This window comes from Streptomyces sp. NPDC104581, from assembly GCF_055583685.1.
The window spans coordinates 29,708-49,210 of sequence record NZ_JBVJNN010000027.1 but is presented as its reverse complement, the minus strand read 5'-3'; the positions used below and the strand labels follow the sequence as shown (position 1 = coordinate 49,210).

Here is a 19,503-nt window from a genome sequence, read left to right as displayed (position 1 = left end):
CCTCCACCGTCGGAACGCCGCCCGCGGTCATCGGCCGCACTGTCAGGACAGCCGCGTGGTCATCGGCCGGGGCCCCGCTGAGCCCTACGGGCGCTCCCGAAAGGCGGACCCGACCGCCGCTCCTTACTCTCTGTTGATGGAGCACCACGTTCGGCTCGCACGGTGCCCGCTCATCCGAACCCGAGGAGTCCGCCATGCCGGAGCTGTTCATCGGTGGCAAGTGGACCACCGCCGTGGGCGGCCAGGTCCGCGAGATCCGCTGCCCGGCGGACGGCACGCTCGTCGCGACCGTGGACGAGGCGGGTCCCGAGGACGCGGCCGCCGCGATCGAGGCGGCCCGGGACGCGTTCGACAGCGGTCCCTGGCCCGGCACACCGACCGCCGAGCGCGGCGGGCTGCTGCTGCGCGTGGCCGAGCTGCTGGAGCGCGACAAGGCCGCGTTCGCACGGGCAGAGTCCCTGGACACGGGGAAGCGGCTCGTCGAGAGCGAGTACGACATGGACGACATCGCGAACTGCTTCCGCTACTTCGGCAACCTGACGGCCGCCGGTGGCGCCGACCGTGTCGTCGACACCGGCGACCCCCGCGTCGACAGCCGCGTCGTGCACGAACCGGTCGGTGTCTGCGCGCTGATCACCCCGTGGAACTATCCGCTCCTCCAGACCTCCTGGAAGGTGGCCCCGGCACTGGGCGCGGGCAACACCTTCGTACTGAAGCCGAGTGAACTCACCCCGCACACCGCGATCATGCTGATGCGGCTGCTGACCGAGGCCGGCCTGCCGGACGGCGTGGCCAATCTGGTCCTCGGCACCGGTCCGACGGCGGGCGCGCCGCTCACCGAGGACCCGCGTGTCGACATGGTGTCCTTCACCGGCGGTCTCGTCACGGGGCGGCGCATCATGGCGGCCGCGGCTCCGACGGTGAAGAAGGTCGCGCTGGAGCTGGGCGGCAAGAATCCGAACATCGTCTTCGCGGACGCCGACTTCGACAGCGCGGTCGACTACGCGCTGACGGCGGTGTTCCTGCACTCCGGGCAGGTCTGCTCGGCCGGCGCGCGGCTGCTGGTCCAGGACGAGCTGCACGACACGTTCGTGGACGAGCTGGTGCGCCGCGCCAGGGCGATCCCGATGGGCGGGCCGTTCGACGAGCACGCCCGCACCGGGCCGCTGATCTCGGCCGCGCACCGCGAGAAGGTCGAGGCGTACGTGGCGGCGGGGCTCGCCGAAGGCGCCGTACTGCGCTGCGGCGGCACCCGCCCCACCGACCCGGAGCTGCGCGACGGGTTCTACTATCCGCCGACCGTGCTGGACGACTGCGCGCCGGGGATGTCGGTGGTGCGCGACGAGTCGTTCGGCCCCGTGCTCACCGTCGAACGCTTCAGGGACGAGACCGAGGCGGTCGCGCTCGCCAACGACACGGTCTACGGCCTGACCGGGGCGGTCTGGTCGCAGGACACCGGGCGCGCGCAGCGCGTGGCGGCGCGGTTGCGGGCGGGCACCGTATGGATCAACGACTTCCATCCGTACGTCCCCCAGGCCGAATGGGGCGGGATGAAGCAGTCCGGTTTCGGGCGGGAGCTCGGACCGGCCGGGCTGGGTGAGTACCAGGAGGCCAAACACGTGTGGCGCAATCTCACCCCGGCTCCTCAGGGGTGGTTCGAGTGAGTACGCCGGGCGCACCGGAGGGCCGGGCGGACGGGAACGGCGCGGGCGGTTCCGGCGGCGGCGGCGCGAACGCCCCGGGCCCGGCGGGCCCCGGTGACCCGGAAGCCTCCGCGAGGACCCAGCTCCAGGACGACGACGCGGCGCTCGGCGCACTCGGGTACCGGCCCGAACTCAAACGGACCCTCGGCAACTTCCACACCTTCGCCGCCGGCATCAGCTACATCTCGATCCTGACCGGCACCTTCCAGCTCTTCTACTTCGGCGTCAGCTTCGGCGGTCCCGCGTACTGGTGGTCCTGGCCGATGGTCTTCGCCGGCCAGCTGATGGTGGCCCTGTGCTTCTGCGAGCTGGCCGCCCGCTATCCGGTCGCCGGTTCCGTGTACAACTGGGCCAAGAACATGGGCGGTCCGCACATCGGCTGGCTCGGCGGCTGGATGATGATGACGGCGACCATGGTGACGCTGTCGGCCGTGGCGCTGGCGTACCAGATCACGCTGCCGCAGATCGACAGCCGGTTCCAGTTCATCGGGGACGGCAGCGGGAAGTACGACGCCGCGGGCAACGCCGTGCTCCTCGGCTCCGTCCTGATCCTCTTCTCCACCGCCGTCAACGCCTTCGGCGTCAAACTCATGGCGCGGATCAACTCGGCCGGGGTGTTCATCGAACTGATCGCCGCCGTCGCGCTGATCGTCTTCCTGGCCGTGCACATCACCCGGGGCCCGAACACAGTACTGACCGACACCCAGGGGCACGGTACGGGCGAGGCGCTCGGGTACTTCGGCGCGTTCCTCACCGCGTCACTGGCCTCGGCGTATGTCATGTACGGCTTCGACACCGCCTCGTCGCTGGGCGAGGAGTCGCACAACCCGAGCCGCAACGCGCCCCGCGCGATCCTGCGCGCGCTCGTCGCGTCGTTCCTGATCGGGGGGCTGATCCTGCTGTTCGCGCTGCTGGCGGTGCCGAACCTGGCGGACAAGCGGCTGGCGACGGACGGCTTGCAGTTCGTCGTACTCGACACGCTCGGCTCGACCGTCGGCGAGGTCTTCCTGTGGTGCGTGGTCATCGCGATCACCGTCTGTGTGCTGGCGGTTCAGGCGGCGGGCATCCGCCTGATGTTCGCCATGGCACGCGACAACAACCTGCCGGCGGGGTCCGTGCTCGCCCGGGTCAGCCCGCGTTTCCACACGCCGGTCGTGCCCGCGATGCTGATCGGTGTCGTGGGTGTGGTCATCCTGGTCATCAACATCAACCAGCCACAGATCTTCTCGGTGATCACGAGCATCGCGATCATCATGATCTATGTGGCGTATCTGCTCGTCACCACGCCGATGCTGGTCAAGCGGCTGCGTGGGCAGTGGCAGCCGGCGGAGGGCGGTTTCACCCTGGGCCGGTTCGGGCTGCCCGTCAACATCCTGGCCGTGCTCTGGGGCGCCGCGATGTCACTCAACCTCGCCTGGCCACGCGCCGCGGTGTACAACGCGACCGGTCCGCAGCACTGGTATCTGCGCTGGGGCGCGTTCCTGTTCGTCGGCATCGTCGCCGCCGGCGGCTTCGCCTACTACTGGTTCGTGCAGCGGCACAGGACGGGGGTGCTCGCGGAACACCGGGTCGAGGTGGCCGACCCCGCGTCATCCGCCAAGCCGCCGCCCACCACTCCCGCCGAGTAGCCGCCGCCGCTCCCGTCCCGCACCCCGTGTCCCGACACCCCCGCACCAGGAGAAGCGATGTCCGCAGCACTCCCCGTGGCCGAGTTCGACTACGTGGTCGTCGGCGGTGGTACCGCCGGCGCGGTCGTGGCCGCGCGCCTCACCGAGGACCCCGGCGTCACCGTCTGCGTACTGGAGGCCGGCCCCTCCGACGTGGGCGACGACAACGTACTCAGGCTCGACCGGTGGATGGCGCTGCTGGAGTCGGGTTACGACTGGGACTACCCCGTCGAACCGCAGGAGAACGGCAACGACTTCATGCGGCACGCCCGCGCCAAGGTCCTCGGCGGCTGCTCCTCGCACAACTCGTGCATCGCCTTCTGGGCGCCCGCCGAGGATCTCGACGAGTGGGGCGCGCTCGGCTGCGACGGCTGGAGCGCGGCCGACTGCTTCCCGCTCTACCGGCGGCTGGAGACCAACGACGCGCCCGGCGACCACCACGGACGCTCCGGCCCGGTGAACATCATGACCGTCCCGGCGAACGACCCCTGCGGCAGCGCCCTGCTGGAGGCGTGCGCGGCTGCGGGGATCCCCACCACCCCGTTCAACACCGGACGCACCGTGCTGCGGGGAGCGCACTGGTTCCAGATCAACTCCTTCCCCGACGGCACCCGTTCGTCCGCCTCGGTGTCGTATCTGCACCCGGTCCTCGGCAAGCGGCCCAACCTCGAGGTGCGGACGGGGCGCCAGGCCAAACGGCTGCTGTTCGACGACACCGCCGATCGGCGCCGTTGTACGGGAGTGGAGTACCTGGAGCCGGACACCGTGCACAGCGGCGCCGTCTCCGCGCGCCGCGAGGTCGTGGTGAGCTGCGGGTCGATCGACTCGCCGAAGCTGCTCATGCTGTCGGGCATCGGCCCCGCGGACCATCTCAGGGCGAGCGGGGTCGACGTACGGGTCGACTCCCCCGGCGTCGGTTCCCGTCTCCAGGACCACCCGGAGGGCGTGATCATGTGGGAGGCGAAGCAGCCCATGGTCACCAGTTCCACGCAGTGGTGGGAGATCGGTGTCTTCGCCGACACCGAGCCGGGCCTCGACCGCCCCGACCTGATGTTCCACTACGGCTCGGTGCCCTTCGACATGAACACGTACCGGCGCGGCTACCCGACCACCGACAACGCCTTCTGTCTGACGCCGAACGTCACCCGCGCGCGGTCGCACGGCACGGTCCGGCTGCGTTCGCGCGACTTCCGGGACAAGCCGAAGGTCGATCCGCGCTACTTCACCCACGAGCACGACATCCGGGTGATGACCCACGGGCTGCGTCTCGCCCGCGAGATCGCCGCACAGGAGCCGATGGCGGCGTGGCGGGGCCGCGAACTGGCGCCGGGGCCGGACGCTCAGTCCGACGAGGAGCTGCTGGACTACATCCGCAAGACGCACAACACCGTCTACCATCCGGCGGGCACGGTGCGGATGGGGCCGGCGGACGACGCCGATTCGCCGCTCGACCCGCGGTTGCGGGTGAAGGGGGTGACGGGGCTCAGGGTGGCCGACGCGTCGGTGATGCCGTTCCTGCCGGCGGTCAATCCGTGCATCACGACGATGATGATCGGTGAGAAGTGCGCGGACATGATCAAGGCGACCTGAGCGGCGGTGTGCCGGGGGGCCGGTCCGCGGGTCGGCCGGGGCGGCGGGTGCCGGGGCTTCGCGGCCTCGGGAGGCACGCAACCTGGTCGCAACGTCCGCGCTCCTAGCCTCGCGGAGAGCGCCGTCCGAAGGCGGGCGGCACCCTCACCGGGAGGCCACAGAGATGACCCGATACGCAGCGCCGGGCACCGAGGGCGCGATCGTCTCGTACGAGTCCCGCTACGACCACTGGATCGGTGGCGAGTACGTCCCGCCGGCCCAGGGCAAGTACTTCGAGAACCCGAGCCCGGTCGACGGCCGCCCCTTCACCGAGATCGCCCGAGGTACCGCCGCCGACGTCGAACGCGCGCTGGACGCGGCCCACGGCGCCGCTCCGGCCTGGGGCAGGACGTCGGCCGAGACCCGCGCGGGCATCCTCAACAAGATCGCCGACCGTATGGAGGCGAGCCTGGAGGAACTGGCCGTCGCCGAGAGCTGGGAGAACGGCAAGCCGGTGCGCGAGACACTCGCCGCCGACATCCCGCTCGCCATCGACCACTTCCGCTACTTCGCGGGCGCGCTGCGGGCCCAGGAGGGCACGCTGAGCGAGCTCGACGACGACACCGTCGCGTACCACTTCCACGAGCCGCTCGGCGTGGTCGCGCAGATCATCCCGTGGAACTTCCCCATCCTGATGGCGACATGGAAGCTGGCCCCCGCGCTGGCGGCGGGCAACGCCGTCGTCATCAAACCGGCCGAACAGACCCCGGCGTCGATCCATCTCTGGATGAGCTTGGTCGCCGATCTGCTGCCGCCGGGTGTCGTGAACATCGTCAACGGCTTCGGGGCCGAGGCGGGCAAACCGCTCGCCTCCAGCGCGCGGGTGGCGAAGGTCGCGTTCACGGGCGAGACGACCACGGGGCGGCTGATCATGCAGTACGCCTCGGAGAACATCAAGCCCGTCACTCTGGAGCTGGGCGGCAAGAGCCCGAACATCTTCTTCGACGACGTCTGGGCCTCGGACGACGACTTCCGGGACAAGGCACTCGAGGGCTTCACGATGTTCGCCCTGAACCAGGGCGAGGTCTGCACGTGCCCCTCGCGCGCGCTGATCCAGCGCGGGCACTACCGCGACTTCCTGGAGGCGGGCATCGCCCGCACCGAGGCGATCGTGCCGGGCCACCCGCTGGACACGGACACGATGATCGGCGCCCAGGCGTCCAACGACCAACTCCAGAAGATCCTTTCGTATCTGGACATCGGCCGGCAGGAGGGTGCCAAGATCCTGACGGGCGGTGAGCGCGTCGAGCACGGCGGCGACTTGGCCGGGGGCTACTACGTCCAGCCCACGATCTTCGAGGGCGACAACAGGATGCGGGTCTTCCAGGAGGAGATCTTCGGCCCGGTCCTCGCGGTGACGTCCTTCAGCGACTTCGACGACGCGATCAAGACGGCGAACGACACGCTGTACGGCCTCGGCGCGGGCGTCTGGACCCGCGACATGAACACCGCGTACCGCGCGGGCCGCTCCATCCAGGCGGGCCGCGTCTGGACGAACTGCTACCACGCGTACCCCGCGCACGCGGCGTTCGGCGGCTACAAGCAGTCGGGCATCGGCCGCGAGAACCACCGCATGATGCTGGACCACTACCAGCAGACGAAGAATCTTCTCGTGTCGTACTCACCGAAGAAGCTGGGCTTCTTCTAGAGGCACGAGGAAAGGCGCCTGACCTGGGTTTTCACCCGTCAGGCGCCTTTCGTGCAACCCGTTCTCGACCGGGCCCGGCCTGCGTGCTAACTCCCATTTCCTCCCACGACTGCACCCCTCCTGACCAGTGCTTCCGGACCAGTCACGGACCAAACCCCCGGTTCAGCCCTCGGGTACGTCACCCTGGCTGACGCGCTGCCACTCGTTCATGGACTGCTCGATGAAACGGTTCGCCTGCTCTCGAAGGCCGTCAAGGAACTTGGCGTAGTGGCGAAAGAGAACCTCGATTTCTTGATGTCCGGGGTCTTGTGGGTCGCGTAGTTGTCGAGGATCAGGTGGACCTGGAGGCCGGCCGGGACCTCTTTGTCGAGCTTGGTCAGGAACTTCCTGAACTCCGCTGCCCGGTGGCGGCGGTGGAGGGAGCCGGTCACCTTCCCGGTCGCCACTTCGAGGGCGGCGAACAGGGTGGTGGTGCCGGCGCGGACGTAGTCGTGACTGCGGCGTTCGGGAACACCGGGCATCATCGGCAGGACCGGCTGGGACCGGTCCAGGGCCTGGATCTGCGACTTCTCGTCCACACAGAGCACCACGGCCTTCTCCGGCGGATCGAGATACAGGCCGACGACGTCGCGGACCTTGTCGATGAACAGCGGGTCGGTGGACAGCTTGAACGTCTGCGACCGGTGCGGGGCCAGGGCGAACGCCCGCCAGATCCGCGAGACCGTCGACTGCGACATTCCCGTGGCCGCGGCCATCGACCTCGTCGACCAGTGCGTCGCGTTCTTCGGCGTCTCCTCGAGCGTCTTGACGATCACCCGCTCGATATCGGCATCGGTGATCTTCCGGGGGACGCCGGGCCGCGGGTCGTCGCACAAACCGTCCAGTCCCCGCTCGATGAAGCGCCGCCGCCAGGTGCGGACCGTGTCCGGCACGACCCGCAGCCGACGGGACACCTCCATGATCGAGTGCCCCTCGGCGCACTCCAGCACGATCCGCGACCGCAGAGCCAGAGCCTGCGCCGTCGTGCGCCGACGTAACCAGCCCTCCAGCACCGCCCGCTGGGCATCAGTGACCGACAACGGCGGAATCTTCGGACCCGGACGACTCATACCCGACCAACGACGAATCTCTGACTCAGGTCACTAGGCAGTGCCCGGCGGATCATTGCCTGCGGCGGGAGAGCCCAGGAAGTGTTCCACCGGACGCGGCCGGGGAGGGGGAGTCAGGCCATGGAGAACTGGGCGACGTACTCGTCGAAGGGCTGGATCCCGACTTCCGCACGGAGTTCGTCCATGCGCTCGGGCTCTTCACAGGGCCATGGGACCGGCGCCCCGTCCTTCACGCCGGCGATTTGAGTCCCGTAGACCTGCTTGCGGCCCTCATTGACCAGCGTGCGGTCGCGTAGGAAGGCCAGCTCGCGCGGGCGGGCCGAGCCTGTCGACACCGCCTCCTGCATCAACTGGAGGGCGCGACGCTGAACGTCGAGCTGCCGGTCGGCGTGCTGAGCGATGAGCCATGCCGCGCGTGCGGCCTCCTCGCCGACCAGTTCCTTCGTCGGCCAGCCGTACTCGTCCATGATCTCGCCCAGCCGGTCGCCGTGCCGGGCGGTCAGTCGCCGCCAGGCCAGTTGCTCGGCGGGGTCGTCGCTGTTCGCGCGGGCTGCCAACTGGTGATCGGCCGCAGCCATGTCCGTGAGTTCCGCTGTCAGCGCGGCAACGTCGTGGGCCACTCTCAACTCCCAGGTGGGGTCCGTGTTTTGTGTCCGTCCGCAAGCCTAGGGGTGTAAATCGGGCGTAAAGATCATTCCGGAGAACGGTGACAGGCGCCTCGCCGCACCGGGATAATGGATCTGCCCTCGGAGCCAGAGCCGGATCGCTGCGACGGTCACGGTGCCCTGGAAGGCGTAGGCACGCTCGTCGAACCTCGTGGCAACGGCCCGGAAGTTCTTGAGGGCGTTGATCGTGCGCTCGACTTCGTTTCTGCGCTTGTGGACCGTCTTGTCGAAGCCGGTGGGCCGTCCGCCCTTGCTGCCGCGGCGTTGGCGGTTGGCCCGCTGGTTCTTCGGCTCCGGGATGGTGTGCTTGATCTGCCGTCTGCGTAGGTATCGGGCGGTTGCGCCGTGAGGAATAGGCTTTGTCGCCGCCAAGGTGGTCAGGCCGGGTACGGGGGCGTCCGCCGCTGAGCCGACCGACGCGGATGCGTTCCATGACGGAGATGAGCTGCGGGGCGTCGCCCCACTGGCCCGGGGTGATCAGCAGGGCCGGGGGGCGGCAGCCACCTTCTCCGGCGAGGTGGATCTTGCAGGTGAGGCCGCCCCAGGAGCGTCCGGGTCCCTTGTCGGGGCGGTGCTGCCGGGGTGTGCGTTTTCCCGGCAGCCGCGGTGGCTTCTCACGTGCCCCGGCGTCGTGCTGGTGGACCCGGCAGGTGGCGGAATCCACGCTCACCATGGACCAGTCGATGCGGCCCTGGGCATCCGCGTCAGCCAGGACGGCCGCATAGATCTTGTCCCACGTGCCGTCCGCCGACCAGCGTCTGTGCCGCTCGTACACAGTCTTCCACTTGCCGAACCTCACAGGCAGATCCCGCCACGGCACCCCAGTCCGGTGCCGGTACAGGACCCCGTTGATGATCCGACGCTCGCTTGCCCAACACCCGCCGCGTTGACCGAACTTGGGCAGATGCGGCTTCATCCGGGCCCATTCCTCGTTCGTGAGATCTGCCCGCCTCATGAACGTGCCAACGCGCCATAGCGCGAGTAGCCACATGATCCGCCGGACAGGCCCGAACCGCCGACGAAGGAACCCACCATGCGCCGCAGCGATCCACTCTCCGTACTTCCTGTCCGCCGCGGCCTGCTCGTAGTCGCCAAGTGCAGCCAGAGAGCGGGCTCGGGCGATGCTGATGTATGCCGTGTCGAGCCAGGATCCCCGGACGCCGTCGGTACCCGAGCGATCGAGGAGGATGGGCGCGGTGTCGTGTGCTTTGACTTTCTGGGTGCCGTGGCGCCGGCACCGTCGGATTCCGGCGTGGCGGGTGCACTCATGCGGGCTATCGCGTGGTGATCGAAGGGATCCTGTACGCGGCCGCAGCGGCGTTGATCGCATCCGAGACACTCCCCGACCGGGCCGACAACGCCAGCGATGAGCCGCGCTGGATCGCCAACGTCACCGAGGCGCGGGGGCATGAGCGACGCGAAAGCTCCTCCCACTGTTCCGCGCGGCTGGGCAGAGCGAGAGATCGGGGCAATCGGCGAGATGCGGGACGCCTCGGATCCGCCGGTGAACTCACGGGTCTGGGAGCTCGTGCTCGCCGACGGCTGCCGGTACTACCTCAAGGTCTCCCGCACGGCGCGAATGCAGGAGTGGGAGACGCTCGCTTGTGCGCAGGTGGTCCTTGACCACAATCGAATACGACTCTGTCGCCTCCTGACCCGTGGGCAGGGTGATGAGGGATGTTAGCGTTACCGGTACGCGCGCCCAGAACCATCAGGTCGTAACGGTGCATGCGAGGAACGTAACCCCTCCGTCGGCGCTAATTCCTCGCTTCGTTGTCGAACGAGTGATCCGCCGGATCAACAATCGGGGCGTCTTGCAGAGGAAACCTCGAATAAAGCCGTTTCGCCTGCTCATTCCACAGCCACGGGGCGGAAGCAGGCCATCACATCCTTGCCGCGCGCGCACGAACGTGTGCCCCAGTGGTCGGCGAGCACTGAGACGAGGAACAAGCCTCGACCACCGAGGGCGCCCTCCGAAGGAGCTCTCGGGGCGGGCAGATCAGGCGAGTCGTCGTGCACAGTCACATGGAGGCACTCGCCATCCCAAGCCAGTACCAGCACCGCCGAACTGCGCGCGTGTACATGCGCGTTGGTCACCATTTCGGATACCGCGAGCAGCACCTCGTACGCCGTTTCCGGAGCCCGCTCGTGCCAGCCCAGGGAATTGAGGTGCTCGCTCGTCCAGTCCCGTGCCGCTTTCACGCCGCTGCTCACGGGGAGTGAACGCGCCCACCCCACTGCTCTCAGCGCTGTGTCATCCGTCATTGATACCTCCACAGGTGACGAGATCCGGGGACAGCTCTTGTACCCGTTAACCCGCTCGACACCGCAGAGGAGCCGGGTGACACAGATACTGTTTCCGGCTCCCTCCGCACTGTTCCCCGCACCCGGGTGTGGGGATTCACCGTGGGGAGCGCGTTTGTTCCTCCTCCTGTGGGGGCTGAAGCAGCTGGCCGGTACGGGTGCGGGCCTCCACTTGGTCGTTGTCGGCGTCTCGCACCACAAGTGTTTGCCATGTGGACGTCTTGCCGCCGGCAGTCAGCCGGGTGACATCACGTGAGCAGGCGACCAGCAGATAGCGATCGCCTGTCGGTGACCGGTACTCCACCCCCGCCACGACGTGCTGACCGGAACGGGAGTAGGCGGCCGTGTTCCGTGCAGAAGCGGGGCCATGGCCTTTTCCACCAGGGCGCGGGTCTTCGCGTTGGACTGGTTCACCGCCTGCTGACCTGTGGAGAGGGTGTGCCTGCCTCCCCAGTACGGGATGCGGATGGTTCCGCCAGCGCCGCGGTAACTCTTGTCCGCCCAACACATGACGCCAACCGCGGCCAGAGCGTCTATGACGCCGTGCTCGTGGGCAGCGCGGACGTCGTGGACAGCGCCGGGTAGGGCCGGGGAGGGCCGGGGAGACCCACAGCAGCCGGCCGCAGGAATCGGCGAGGACTTGCACGTTCATGCCGTATTTCCTGTGCTTGCCCGAGTAGAAGGGGGCGGTCGGCAGCGATGCGGTCGATCGGTAGCAGCGTGCCGTCCAACAGTACGAACGCCTTCATCGACGCGGCGCGAGCCGCCTCGGCAAGAGTTGGAGCGAGGGCGGCCAAAAGGTGGACGGTCTCCGCAACGGAGCGATCGGCGGTGGTCGTACCGGTGCCGAAGCCTGCGGCGAGCTGGGCGTAGGTGTGCCCCACCCGCAGGTGGGCGAGTGCGAGCAGGGCTTGGCGGCCCGGGCTCAGCCGTCGCCACCGAGACCCGATCGCCCGGCGATGCCCGCGCAGATGCTGTGCGAGAAGCGCAGGGAAGAGCTGGACACGTCGACGCCGGACGGGTAGGCAAGCATGCGAAGCTTCTGGTGGATAAGGCTTGGCCGAAAACCCATCTACCAGGGGCTTCACCCTGTTGTCGGCTCAACTGGACAACGCACGGGACAGGTTGAAGAAGGCTTGGTCACCGAGCTCGTTATCATCTCGCGATGAGGATCTGGACGGAGCACCCTGCCAAGGCAGACATCGAAGCTGTCGTTCGCCGCTACTTCAGCCTGCTCCGAGCCGGAAGGATCCCTGAGGCCGAACAGCTCATTGATCACCACCCGGTCCATCATGTGCTCAAGTCGCTGTGGACCGGGTCCGTCGAAGCAAGCGCCGATGGGGACGGGGCCGGAAGTCCTCCTGCCGACGGGTGGGAGCAGGATCTGTACTGGCTTGGCGAACTGAATCTCGCAGATTTTCACTGGGGCCACACCGGCAGCCATGTTTACGTTGAGATCATCTACCACGCGCAGATCATCGAGGTGGCATTGGGCTTTTGGGTCAGGCCCACCGACACTGGCTGGGTCATCACGGGCCCGGCCACGTACTGGTAGGACATGCGAAAGGGCGCCACGATCCAGGTGTCGCGCAATCCGCCCGCTGGCGTACCACGACACGCTGCCGGCCAAGGACTCTCGCCTGAAAGCGTCGATTGTCGACTTCGCAAAACTTACCGTGCGAGGGGAAAATGGATAGAGAATTTCACAAGAAAGCAGTGTTTGTTTTTCGCTTGGCGGGATCATCTCGCTGAGCGTTGCTCGAGTGGTTGGTAACGGCCCGGATTGGTCCGTTCTGATATCTGCCGGTATCGGCCTATTGGGCGGAGTGATCGCAGGATTGATAATTCCGGCCAAGTGGTTTCAGCGCGACACTCGGTGAAGTTTTTCAACTCGAGAGAAATTCCTGGTTGAGCGCTCAGCGGCTACTGGGGCCGGGGTCACGGGCGGATGGTCTCCTGCTGTTGTGGGGGGCCGGGGGAGCGCCATGGTTGGGGATGTGCGCGTCAGAGCGTTGTCGGCGACCCCGCTGCGGTGTATTCGGCGTAGCTGCCAGCGGGGTGGCTTCCTGTCGCCGTCGGATACGTCGATGAACACCTCGATGTGCCGCTGCCTGACCCCCGGTTCACCGACCGGACGCGTAACCTGATCGCCCGTCGGCCGAACAAGCCCAGGCCCGAGCGCCGTGGCCCGACGATGCTCAGGTGCCAGGGTCGACCAGCGACCGCACTGGCCCGTCCGTGCACAGCACGGCGTGGGTTATCTCGTCGATTCCTTCCGGTGTGTGGCCGTCGGAAATCGAGCTGATAGCCCATTTCGCCGGACTACAACTGCGCGAGTGGTGGGACGGATGGACGCGGGAAGCGTTCACCGGGGAGAGCCGTCGACATGTCTCTGGGCCTGTTCGGCGGAGAAGTACGCCTTGTTCGCGCGGAGTTTGACGGGTCGGCGCGGCCGCGGTCCACGGCAGCACCGTACGGCGGATATGCCTCGGATGAGCGGCTTGAGGGCGAGGCTGTCGTGCATGTTCGCGCCGAACCCGGTCAGCGAACCCCCATTTTGGGCGCGAACGGAGGCCGCGTCGACGTCACGTGGCGCAGCTCTTCCATGCCTTGACTGATGCGGCCGATCTGGCGGCCTGCTCGATCTTCACGCAGTAGGCGGCGCGGGCTTCCTCATCGATTTGCATCTCGTGCTCGGGGCGCATCCCGGTTCGGCCGTCGACGCCTTCGCGCAGGATGTCGGCGTGCCCGGTATGCCGGTTGGTCTCGCCGAGAACGTGGACCAGGACGGCGAACAGGTTCGTGTTGGCGTGCGGCTGCGGCCACCACGGCACGTGGCCGGGGGCATCGAGGGCAAGCTCGTCGATCGTCGCGTCCGAGTGTTCCCACGTGCGCCGGTAGAACTCGATGATCTGATCGCGCGTTTCGTCCTCAGCCGCCCACAGATCGCTGCCGTCGTGGTCCTGCCACCGCGGCAGCGGTTCCGGGGACGGCCGGTCGAAGACCTCGCCGAAGTACCTGGCCTCGACGCCGGCGACGTGCTTGACCAGGCCAAGGAGGTTGGTCCCCGTTGCCGTCAAAGGCCGGCGGGCGTCGTATTCCGACAAGCCGTCCAGCTTCCAGAGCAGCGCCTCGCGGTCCCGGCGCAGCCTCCTGTGCAGGTTGTCCTTCGCGAACTCATCGATCATGCGGCATGAGCCTGCCACGGGCTACTCGTGGCCTCAACGTCCCGTACGTGGACCGCAACGACCGGCAGGGCCGAAGCCTGGCCATGGCCAGCGCCCTGAACTGCCCGGAACCGTGGTTGTTCACCTCGATGCGCACGTCCACGGCGATCCGGCGGCCGCCCCGTGCGTCCCGGTGATCGGTGGAGTTGGCCCGACGGTCGACTTCAGCGACCCCCTGGCTCCGTCAACCGGGAGGAGACCGAGGCCGCAATCGACGCGGCAATGGCAACGGCCCCGTACCCGGTGATCGGCGAAGGGACCTTCGCACTGGCCGATCTCGATCGAGACCGCGGCGAGGTCGCGGCCATCGATGAGCCGTCGGCTGCCCTCGTCGCGATGGGTGGCGACACGGCCGGCGTCGGCCCAGCGGCGGGCGGTGTCGGTGCTGACGCCGAGCAAACAGAGGAACACACAACACAAAAGTGGGAGGGCGCACGGAAGCGAGGGCGAGAGCGGCGGGCGATGTCGCCCGCCGCACCGCCTCGGGAGCGCGCCTCGACGGCGGCTGGTTCATCAGCGCAGTCCGTACCGGAGCGCGGAGTCGCCCGGCCAGTGCCGGGTCGACATCGCGCCATTGGCGGCCCGGCCCGCGGAGCCACATGTCGAGGTTCACATGGACGGCCTCGTCCAGATCACCCGCGGCCAGGGCGGCGGTCTCGGCCTCGTCGTAGGCGACCATCTCCGCCGACCAGTCGTATCCGGGCCACGGCGGGGCGAGCAGCGCCAGGGACCGCACCCGGTCCGGGTGGGTGAGAGCGAAATCCACCGCCACTCGGCCGCCCCAGGACGCGCCGACGAGCCGCACGCGCTCGTGACCGAGGTGGTCGAGCAGCAGCGGCAGATCACCGGTCTCACTGAACGGCCCGGCCGGCGGCGGGGACCCGCCGAAGCCGCGCAGGTCGTATCGGACGACCGTGTACCGCTCCGCGAGTGGAGGCGCGACCGCGTCCCACATCCGGTGGTCGGCGATGCCGGCGTGCACGAGGACGACGGGTGGGCCGCCTCCGGTGACGGTGTACGAGAGTTGGCCGAACTCGTCGGCGAGTACGGGCATCCGCAGATGCTCGCAGGTCGCCCCCGCGTCTGCCACGGAGTAAGGCGCCGCCGCCTACGCCACCGACGGCTCCGGCCGGGGAAGCGTAACGGATCACAGGGGGTGGGAGGCATGCCGCGCCCCGGTGGGATCCTGACGGGTCCGGCACCGCTCCGACCTGCGAGGAAGGGCTTAGGGAGCGGGGCGTGGGAAGAGTCGCCGCATTGACGTGATTTAACGACAATCGTAGGCTCCCACGCCGTCAGCTCCGACCGGACCGGTGGCACAACTCCCCCACTCACGAGTGCCGTTACCCGTTACCCCGCCCCGGCCACGACAGCTCAGGGCCGCCGCGCTCGACCGGTTCAGCCGCACCTCGCCGTATCCACGACTCTGGGAGACGCATGTGAAAAGACGTCGCTCGGCCATCTGGGCCGCTTCCTCACTCGTCATCACGCTCGCGTTGGGCGGCACCCTCACCGGTCCCGTCGCCGCGGCGCCGGACCGGCCCGGCGAGGTCGCCACCGCGACCGACCCGGTCACGCACGCGGAGAACGACCGTGTCCCGGAGGGCTCCGTCTGGACCCAGAGCTACTTCCCGTCCGCCGACCGCTCCGGCACCGAACTGCACGCCGACGTCCTGCTCCCCGAAGCGCTGGCCAAGAAGAAGAAGCGGGTGCCCGTCATCCTGTCGGTTGGCCCGTACTTCGGGCACTCGGGACAGACCGGGGTCGAGGACTGGACGCACACCGGCCCCTCCTCCCGCTTCCAGGACTTCATCGAGGGCACGGACCTCTTCGACGAGGGGTACGCCTTCGTCATGGTGGACCTGCGCGGCTTCGGTGGCTCCACCGGCTGCCTCGACTGGGGTGGCCCGGGCGAGCAGGCCGACGTGAAGGCCGCCATCGACTGGGCGGCGAAGCAGCCGTGGTCCACCGGCGCGGTCGGTATGTACGGCAAGTCGTACGACGCCGTCACCGGCCTCATCGGCAACAACCTGGACCAGCGCGCGCTCAAGGCCGTCGTGGCCCAAGAGCCGGTGTGGGACATGTACCAGTACATCTACTCCAACGGGGTGCCGCGCCCGAACGTCACCGGGACCGCCAACGCGTACAACTCCATCGCCACGCTCGACCAGATGCCGGACGACGACGCGCGCTATCTGGCCAACGCCCGCTGGGAGGAGACCCACCCGGAGTGCCTCACGGAGAACTCAGCCGGATACCGCATAGCCGACCAACGCGACAAGCACTGGACCTCCCGCGACCTGGCGAAGATGGCCCGACACACCGACACCCCGCTGTTCGTCACCCAGGGCTTCGTCGAGAACAACACCAAGCCCGAGGAGATGCAGGAGTACCTGGCCAACCACAGGGGCCCCGAGCGCGGTTGGCTCGGCCAGTGGGACCACGTCCGGGGTGGCGACCGCACCAGCGACGGACGTCTGGCCATGGGGCGCGAGGGCTGGTACGACGAGACCCTCTCCTTCTACGACCAGTACCTCAAGGGCATCAAGCCTGAGGTCGACTATCCGGCCTACTCGATCCAGGACTCCACCGGCACCTGGCGTGCCCAGAGGACGTGGCCCGTCGTGGAACGGACCGCCACCCTTCCGCTCGGCGGCGGGACGTACGTCGACGACGGCGGCGCGTCCGCGCGCGCGGGCCTGGCTCCGTCCGACGAAGCGGTGCCGCAGCCGCGGCAGCCCTCCGGCCAGTGGGACATGGAGAACGCGCCCGCGCTCGACCCGGCCGCGCCGAAGGGCCTGGCCGAGGGCCAGGCGAGGCGCCAGAGGGCCGGTGAGACCACGTCCAGCTTCTTCGTGTGGTCCAAGCCGGTGAAGAAGGCCGTACGCGTCACCGGCACCCCCCAGGTCTCCCTGACCGCCAAGGGCAGCGGCAACGTCATGGTCAAGCTGTACGACGTCGCCCCGGACGGCACCGCCGTCATGTTCGACGAGCAGGTCTCCCTGCTGGACCCGGGGAAGCTGACGGTTGACCTCAAGGCGACCGACTGGACGCTGAAGACCGGTCACGTCCTCGCGGTGGAGATCGGCTCCATCCAGACCGGCTCATGGCGTGACACCCCCTCGGGCGAGACCGTCGAGGTCAGTCGCGCGCGGATCGAACTGGCCCTGGACAACCCGGCCGACGACCGCGCCACCGCCGGGGCCCGGGCACCGTTCCTGGACACCTATCTGCGCCAGTACACGGTGAACCTCCCGGTCGGCTCGCCCTCGTTCACGCTGCCTTCCATCGGACGCCACTGACCCTCGGGGCCCGACATCGAGCCATGCGGCGGGCGAGCAGGCCGTGTCGGGCACGAAGGCGCCGTACGTCCTCGCGGCGGCGAGGCCCGGAGTCCCGTCGGGGCTGCGGAGGCGGTACGTGCGCGGGTTCCGGGGGCGACGGCGGCGGAGGTCGTCCGCACCACGGTCCGGATCGGGCAGGACAAGTTTCCGGCGCAGGGGGTGAGTTCGCGGGGTCTGCCCCGAACCCTCGACCCGGAGGTCACGTCGGACACGCTCGCGACGACGAACGGCGGCACGGCGGCGCTGAGCGATCTGGCTGCCCGTACGAGGAACGGGCGGGGTCGGAGAGAGCGTGACCGTCACGCCCGGCAACGGGGTGAATCATGCGGCATGAGCCTGCCGTGGGCCACTCGTGGCCTCAAGATCCCGTACGTGAACGCGACGACCGGCAGAGCGAAGCCTGGCCATGGCCACCACCCTCAGCCACTCGAGAAGCTCGCGGAACTCACCACATGAGACGCGCTCAAAGTACCGGTGGGACACCAAGGCGGCGGTACACCAAGGCCGTGGCACCTCTCTTGAACAGGTGCCGGGGCACGGTACGCAGGGCGGTTTCGACCGCGGGGGTGCGGGCGTGGCCGTTGGCCCGGATCTAGTCGACGAGGGCGTGGCGGAGCTGTTCGGCGTCGGCCTCGGGTGTGGCCAACTCCGCGTTCGCCGAACTCGGCACCTCGCAGGACGCCTTCCTGCCGGGTGGCGCGGTGCGGGCGAACGGGACTGCGGCTCAACCCGACCGTCGTCCACGGCGGGACCTCCGCTGCCTGGGACGCGCTGTATCCCGGCGGCCAGCTCGTGCGGCTCAACCTCTCGGAGACCTCGGTGACCTTTCAGCAGGGCCTGGACATGATCCGCCACTACACCCGCCGTCCCACTCCTGCTCCGGGTCTGCGGAAGGCCCCCGCAAGCCGCTAATCGGGTGCCGCACGTCGGCAACCACTCGAACGTGTGAGTTCAAGAGTGCGCAGCCAGAGGGCACTTGCGACGGAGGACACCATGAACACTGAGCCCGTCCCCACCCATCGCCCCGGATTCGAACAGTGGCGGCGGTCTCCGCGCACTGATCCGGCCAGCGTGGTGACTCACGCGCTCGCACTCGTCGGGAACGCAAGGGCTCGGAACCCCGCCCAGTCCATGGGCGTTCGGCGGTCAAGCCGCCCAGGACCCAGTGGACACCCCTGTCGCCTCGAAGAAGAAGGCAAACTTCGTGGCGTCTTTCACGTCGGTGGCGATTACCGTCCACACACCCCTACGAGCCAGCTTGAAGTCGTCCTGACACTGGGCGCCGCCGCTCGAAGGAACGAAGCACACCTTGATGTAACGGTCGGCATTCGTCTTGATGTTGATGTCCGAGCAGTTGCTGGTCGTTCGGAAATGGCCGTTGCCCACGTTTGGCAGGAATGTCGAGCTGGCCGGCTTGCTGTAGTTGTGGGCGCCCCCGTAGCAGGTGGCAGCACTCGCGGTGGAGGCGCTTCCGATGAGCGCCGTGCTGGCGACGGCCGTGGTGACGACGAGACTGCTGATTTTCCTGTGGATACTCACGCATTCCCCCTGCTCGACCACTCTGGGCTGGCCACGACTCAACGCGACCAGCAGGTGGTGTCCTGTAGTACCGACAGTCGTGAGCGCCATCTGGCGAGGCGGTCAGCAGAAGTATCGAGTGAGCGGATAAACGGCTGATGAACGGGCCGAGGCCCTCGGCGACCTCGATGGAAAACGGATCCTGGACCTTGGCTCCGGTACCGGCAGGCACGCCGCGTTCCTCGCCCGGCAGCACAGGGCCCGTGTCGACGCCGTCGACGCCTCTCCCACCCAACACGCGCGCGCCGTCGCCCGGTTCGGAGAACGCGCCGTCATCAGCCCCATGGGGGACAGCGCCACACAGTCCGTGCCGGCGCTACTCACGACGGTGAGGAGTCACGATGAGGTGGCGGCTCTCCGCAGCAAGGGGGAAGGCCCGGCGTCCGCGGACGTAGGGAAGCCGTCACGCCGCCAGGAGATCCTGCCTCCATGCCCGGACTCGGCCACCGCGTCCGTACGACCGCTGTGTCGGCCGCGGTGGTGCCGGTCGACACCGGGCAGGTGGCCTTCCCTGTCCGGCGGGCGACGCGGTGGGCGGCTCCGCCGGATCGACCGGCGCAACTCGTGCTCAGCCTGGCACCCCATCAGAACCGTAACGGATAGGCAAAGATAGTCATGAGGATTGGCGG

The 19,503-nt window shown here is 68.4% G+C and carries 12 protein-coding genes and 4 pseudogenes; 7 read left to right on the top strand and 9 right to left on the bottom strand.

The genetic code is table 11. The features are described 5' to 3' along the window. The first annotated feature begins 194 nt into the window (after positions 1-194). From ACZ61E_RS21920 to exaC, 4 genes are all read left to right on the top strand, one after another. On the top strand, positions 195-1,664 hold the full coding sequence (locus ACZ61E_RS21920; RefSeq protein ID WP_469701510.1) for an aldehyde dehydrogenase family protein: 1,470 nt from the start codon (positions 195-197) through the stop codon (positions 1,662-1,664). Beyond that, on the top strand, positions 1,652-3,331 hold the full coding sequence (locus ACZ61E_RS21915; RefSeq protein WP_469701549.1) for an APC family permease: 1,680 nt from the start codon (positions 1,652-1,654) through the stop codon (positions 3,329-3,331). The genes ACZ61E_RS21920 and ACZ61E_RS21915 overlap by 13 nt, the downstream gene beginning before the upstream one ends. 57 nt (positions 3,332-3,388) lie before the next feature. After that, positions 3,389-4,960, top strand: coding sequence for a GMC family oxidoreductase (locus ACZ61E_RS21910; protein WP_469701509.1), 1,572 nt, complete (start codon positions 3,389-3,391; stop codon positions 4,958-4,960). A gap of 163 nt (positions 4,961-5,123) precedes the next feature. Next, the gene (gene exaC / locus ACZ61E_RS21905) at positions 5,124-6,647 is read left to right on the top strand and encodes an acetaldehyde dehydrogenase ExaC (protein ID WP_469701508.1); all 1,524 of its coding nucleotides are present in this window, start codon (positions 5,124-5,126) and stop codon (positions 6,645-6,647) included. A 254-nt stretch (positions 6,648-6,901) separates the two neighbouring features. Here exaC and ACZ61E_RS21900 read toward each other — a convergent pair. The 5 genes and pseudogenes from ACZ61E_RS21900 to ACZ61E_RS21880 all read right to left on the bottom strand — a co-directional run. Further along, positions 6,902-7,756: pseudogene (locus ACZ61E_RS21900) on the bottom strand (IS630 family transposase); the annotation flags it as partial. Between the two features lie 113 nt (positions 7,757-7,869). Then, complete coding sequence (locus ACZ61E_RS21895; protein WP_469701507.1) at positions 7,870-8,376, bottom strand: DUF6624 domain-containing protein; 507 nt, start codon at positions 8,374-8,376, stop codon at positions 7,870-7,872. 45 nt (positions 8,377-8,421) lie between these two features. Then, positions 8,422-9,376, bottom strand: a protein-coding gene (locus ACZ61E_RS21890) for an IS5 family transposase (RefSeq protein WP_469701548.1) whose coding sequence is annotated in 2 segments (ribosomal slippage) — positions 8,422-8,754 and positions 8,756-9,376 — 954 coding nt in all. Because the reading frame shifts where the segments join, the coding sequence is not laid out codon by codon here. An 896-nt stretch (positions 9,377-10,272) separates the two neighbouring features. Beyond that, entirely contained in the window at positions 10,273-10,686 is a 414-nt protein-coding gene (locus tag ACZ61E_RS21885; protein ID WP_469701506.1) for an ATP-binding protein, read from the bottom strand. A 396-nt stretch (positions 10,687-11,082) separates the two neighbouring features. After that, a pseudogene (locus ACZ61E_RS21880) lies at positions 11,083-11,758 on the bottom strand (transposase family protein); the annotation flags it as partial. 132 nt (positions 11,759-11,890) lie between these two features. On the opposite strand from ACZ61E_RS21880, the gene ACZ61E_RS21875 reads away from it, so the two are divergent. After that, positions 11,891-12,280 carry a hypothetical protein gene (locus ACZ61E_RS21875; protein ID WP_469701505.1) on the top strand — a complete coding sequence of 130 codons (390 nt, stop codon included), beginning with the start codon at positions 11,891-11,893 and terminating at the stop codon, positions 12,278-12,280. 1,030 nt (positions 12,281-13,310) lie between these two features. On the opposite strand, the gene ACZ61E_RS21870 is transcribed toward ACZ61E_RS21875, so the two are convergent. The 3 genes and pseudogenes from ACZ61E_RS21870 to ACZ61E_RS21860 form a co-directional block, all read right to left on the bottom strand. Further along, positions 13,311-13,913 (bottom strand): DinB family protein, encoded by a 603-nt coding sequence (locus tag ACZ61E_RS21870; RefSeq protein WP_469701504.1) that lies wholly within the window; start codon positions 13,911-13,913, stop codon positions 13,311-13,313. Between the two features lie 297 nt (positions 13,914-14,210). Further along, positions 14,211-14,372 (bottom strand): annotated as a pseudogene (locus ACZ61E_RS21865) (MerR family transcriptional regulator); the annotation flags it as partial. 49 nt (positions 14,373-14,421) lie between these two features. Next, a pseudogene (locus ACZ61E_RS21860) lies at positions 14,422-14,907 on the bottom strand (alpha/beta fold hydrolase); the annotation flags it as partial. A 484-nt stretch (positions 14,908-15,391) separates the two neighbouring features. Here ACZ61E_RS21860 and ACZ61E_RS21855 point away from each other — a divergent pair. Beyond that, complete coding sequence (locus ACZ61E_RS21855) at positions 15,392-17,254, top strand: CocE/NonD family hydrolase (RefSeq protein ID WP_469701503.1); 1,863 nt, start codon at positions 15,392-15,394, stop codon at positions 17,252-17,254. 1,188 nt (positions 17,255-18,442) lie between these two features. Here the strand turns inward: ACZ61E_RS21855 and ACZ61E_RS21850 are convergent. Further along, the gene (locus tag ACZ61E_RS21850) at positions 18,443-18,925 is read right to left on the bottom strand and encodes a hypothetical protein (protein WP_469701502.1); all 483 of its coding nucleotides are present in this window, start codon (positions 18,923-18,925) and stop codon (positions 18,443-18,445) included. 88 nt (positions 18,926-19,013) lie between these two features. On the opposite strand from ACZ61E_RS21850, the gene ACZ61E_RS21845 reads away from it, so the two are divergent. Beyond that, positions 19,014-19,487, top strand: coding sequence for an SAM-dependent methyltransferase (locus ACZ61E_RS21845; protein ID WP_469701547.1), 474 nt, complete (start codon positions 19,014-19,016; stop codon positions 19,485-19,487). Positions 19,488-19,503: the final 16 nt, after the last annotated feature.

Coding starts and splice junctions, on each gene's coding strand:
- ACZ61E_RS21920 (WP_469701510.1), top strand. CDS start 195: ATGCCGGAGCTGTTCATCGGTGGCAAGTGGACCACCGCCGTGGGCGGC.
- ACZ61E_RS21910 (WP_469701509.1), top strand. CDS start 3,389: ATGTCCGCAGCACTCCCCGTGGCCGAGTTCGACTACGTGGTCGTCGGC.
- exaC (WP_469701508.1), top strand. CDS start 5,124: ATGACCCGATACGCAGCGCCGGGCACCGAGGGCGCGATCGTCTCGTAC.
- ACZ61E_RS21885 (WP_469701506.1), bottom strand. CDS start 10,686: ATGACGGATGACACAGCGCTGAGAGCAGTGGGGTGGGCGCGTTCACTC.
- ACZ61E_RS21875 (WP_469701505.1), top strand. CDS start 11,891: ATGAGGATCTGGACGGAGCACCCTGCCAAGGCAGACATCGAAGCTGTC.
- ACZ61E_RS21870 (WP_469701504.1), bottom strand. CDS start 13,913: ATGATCGATGAGTTCGCGAAGGACAACCTGCACAGGAGGCTGCGCCGG.
- ACZ61E_RS21850 (WP_469701502.1), bottom strand. CDS start 18,925: ATGGCGCTCACGACTGTCGGTACTACAGGACACCACCTGCTGGTCGCG.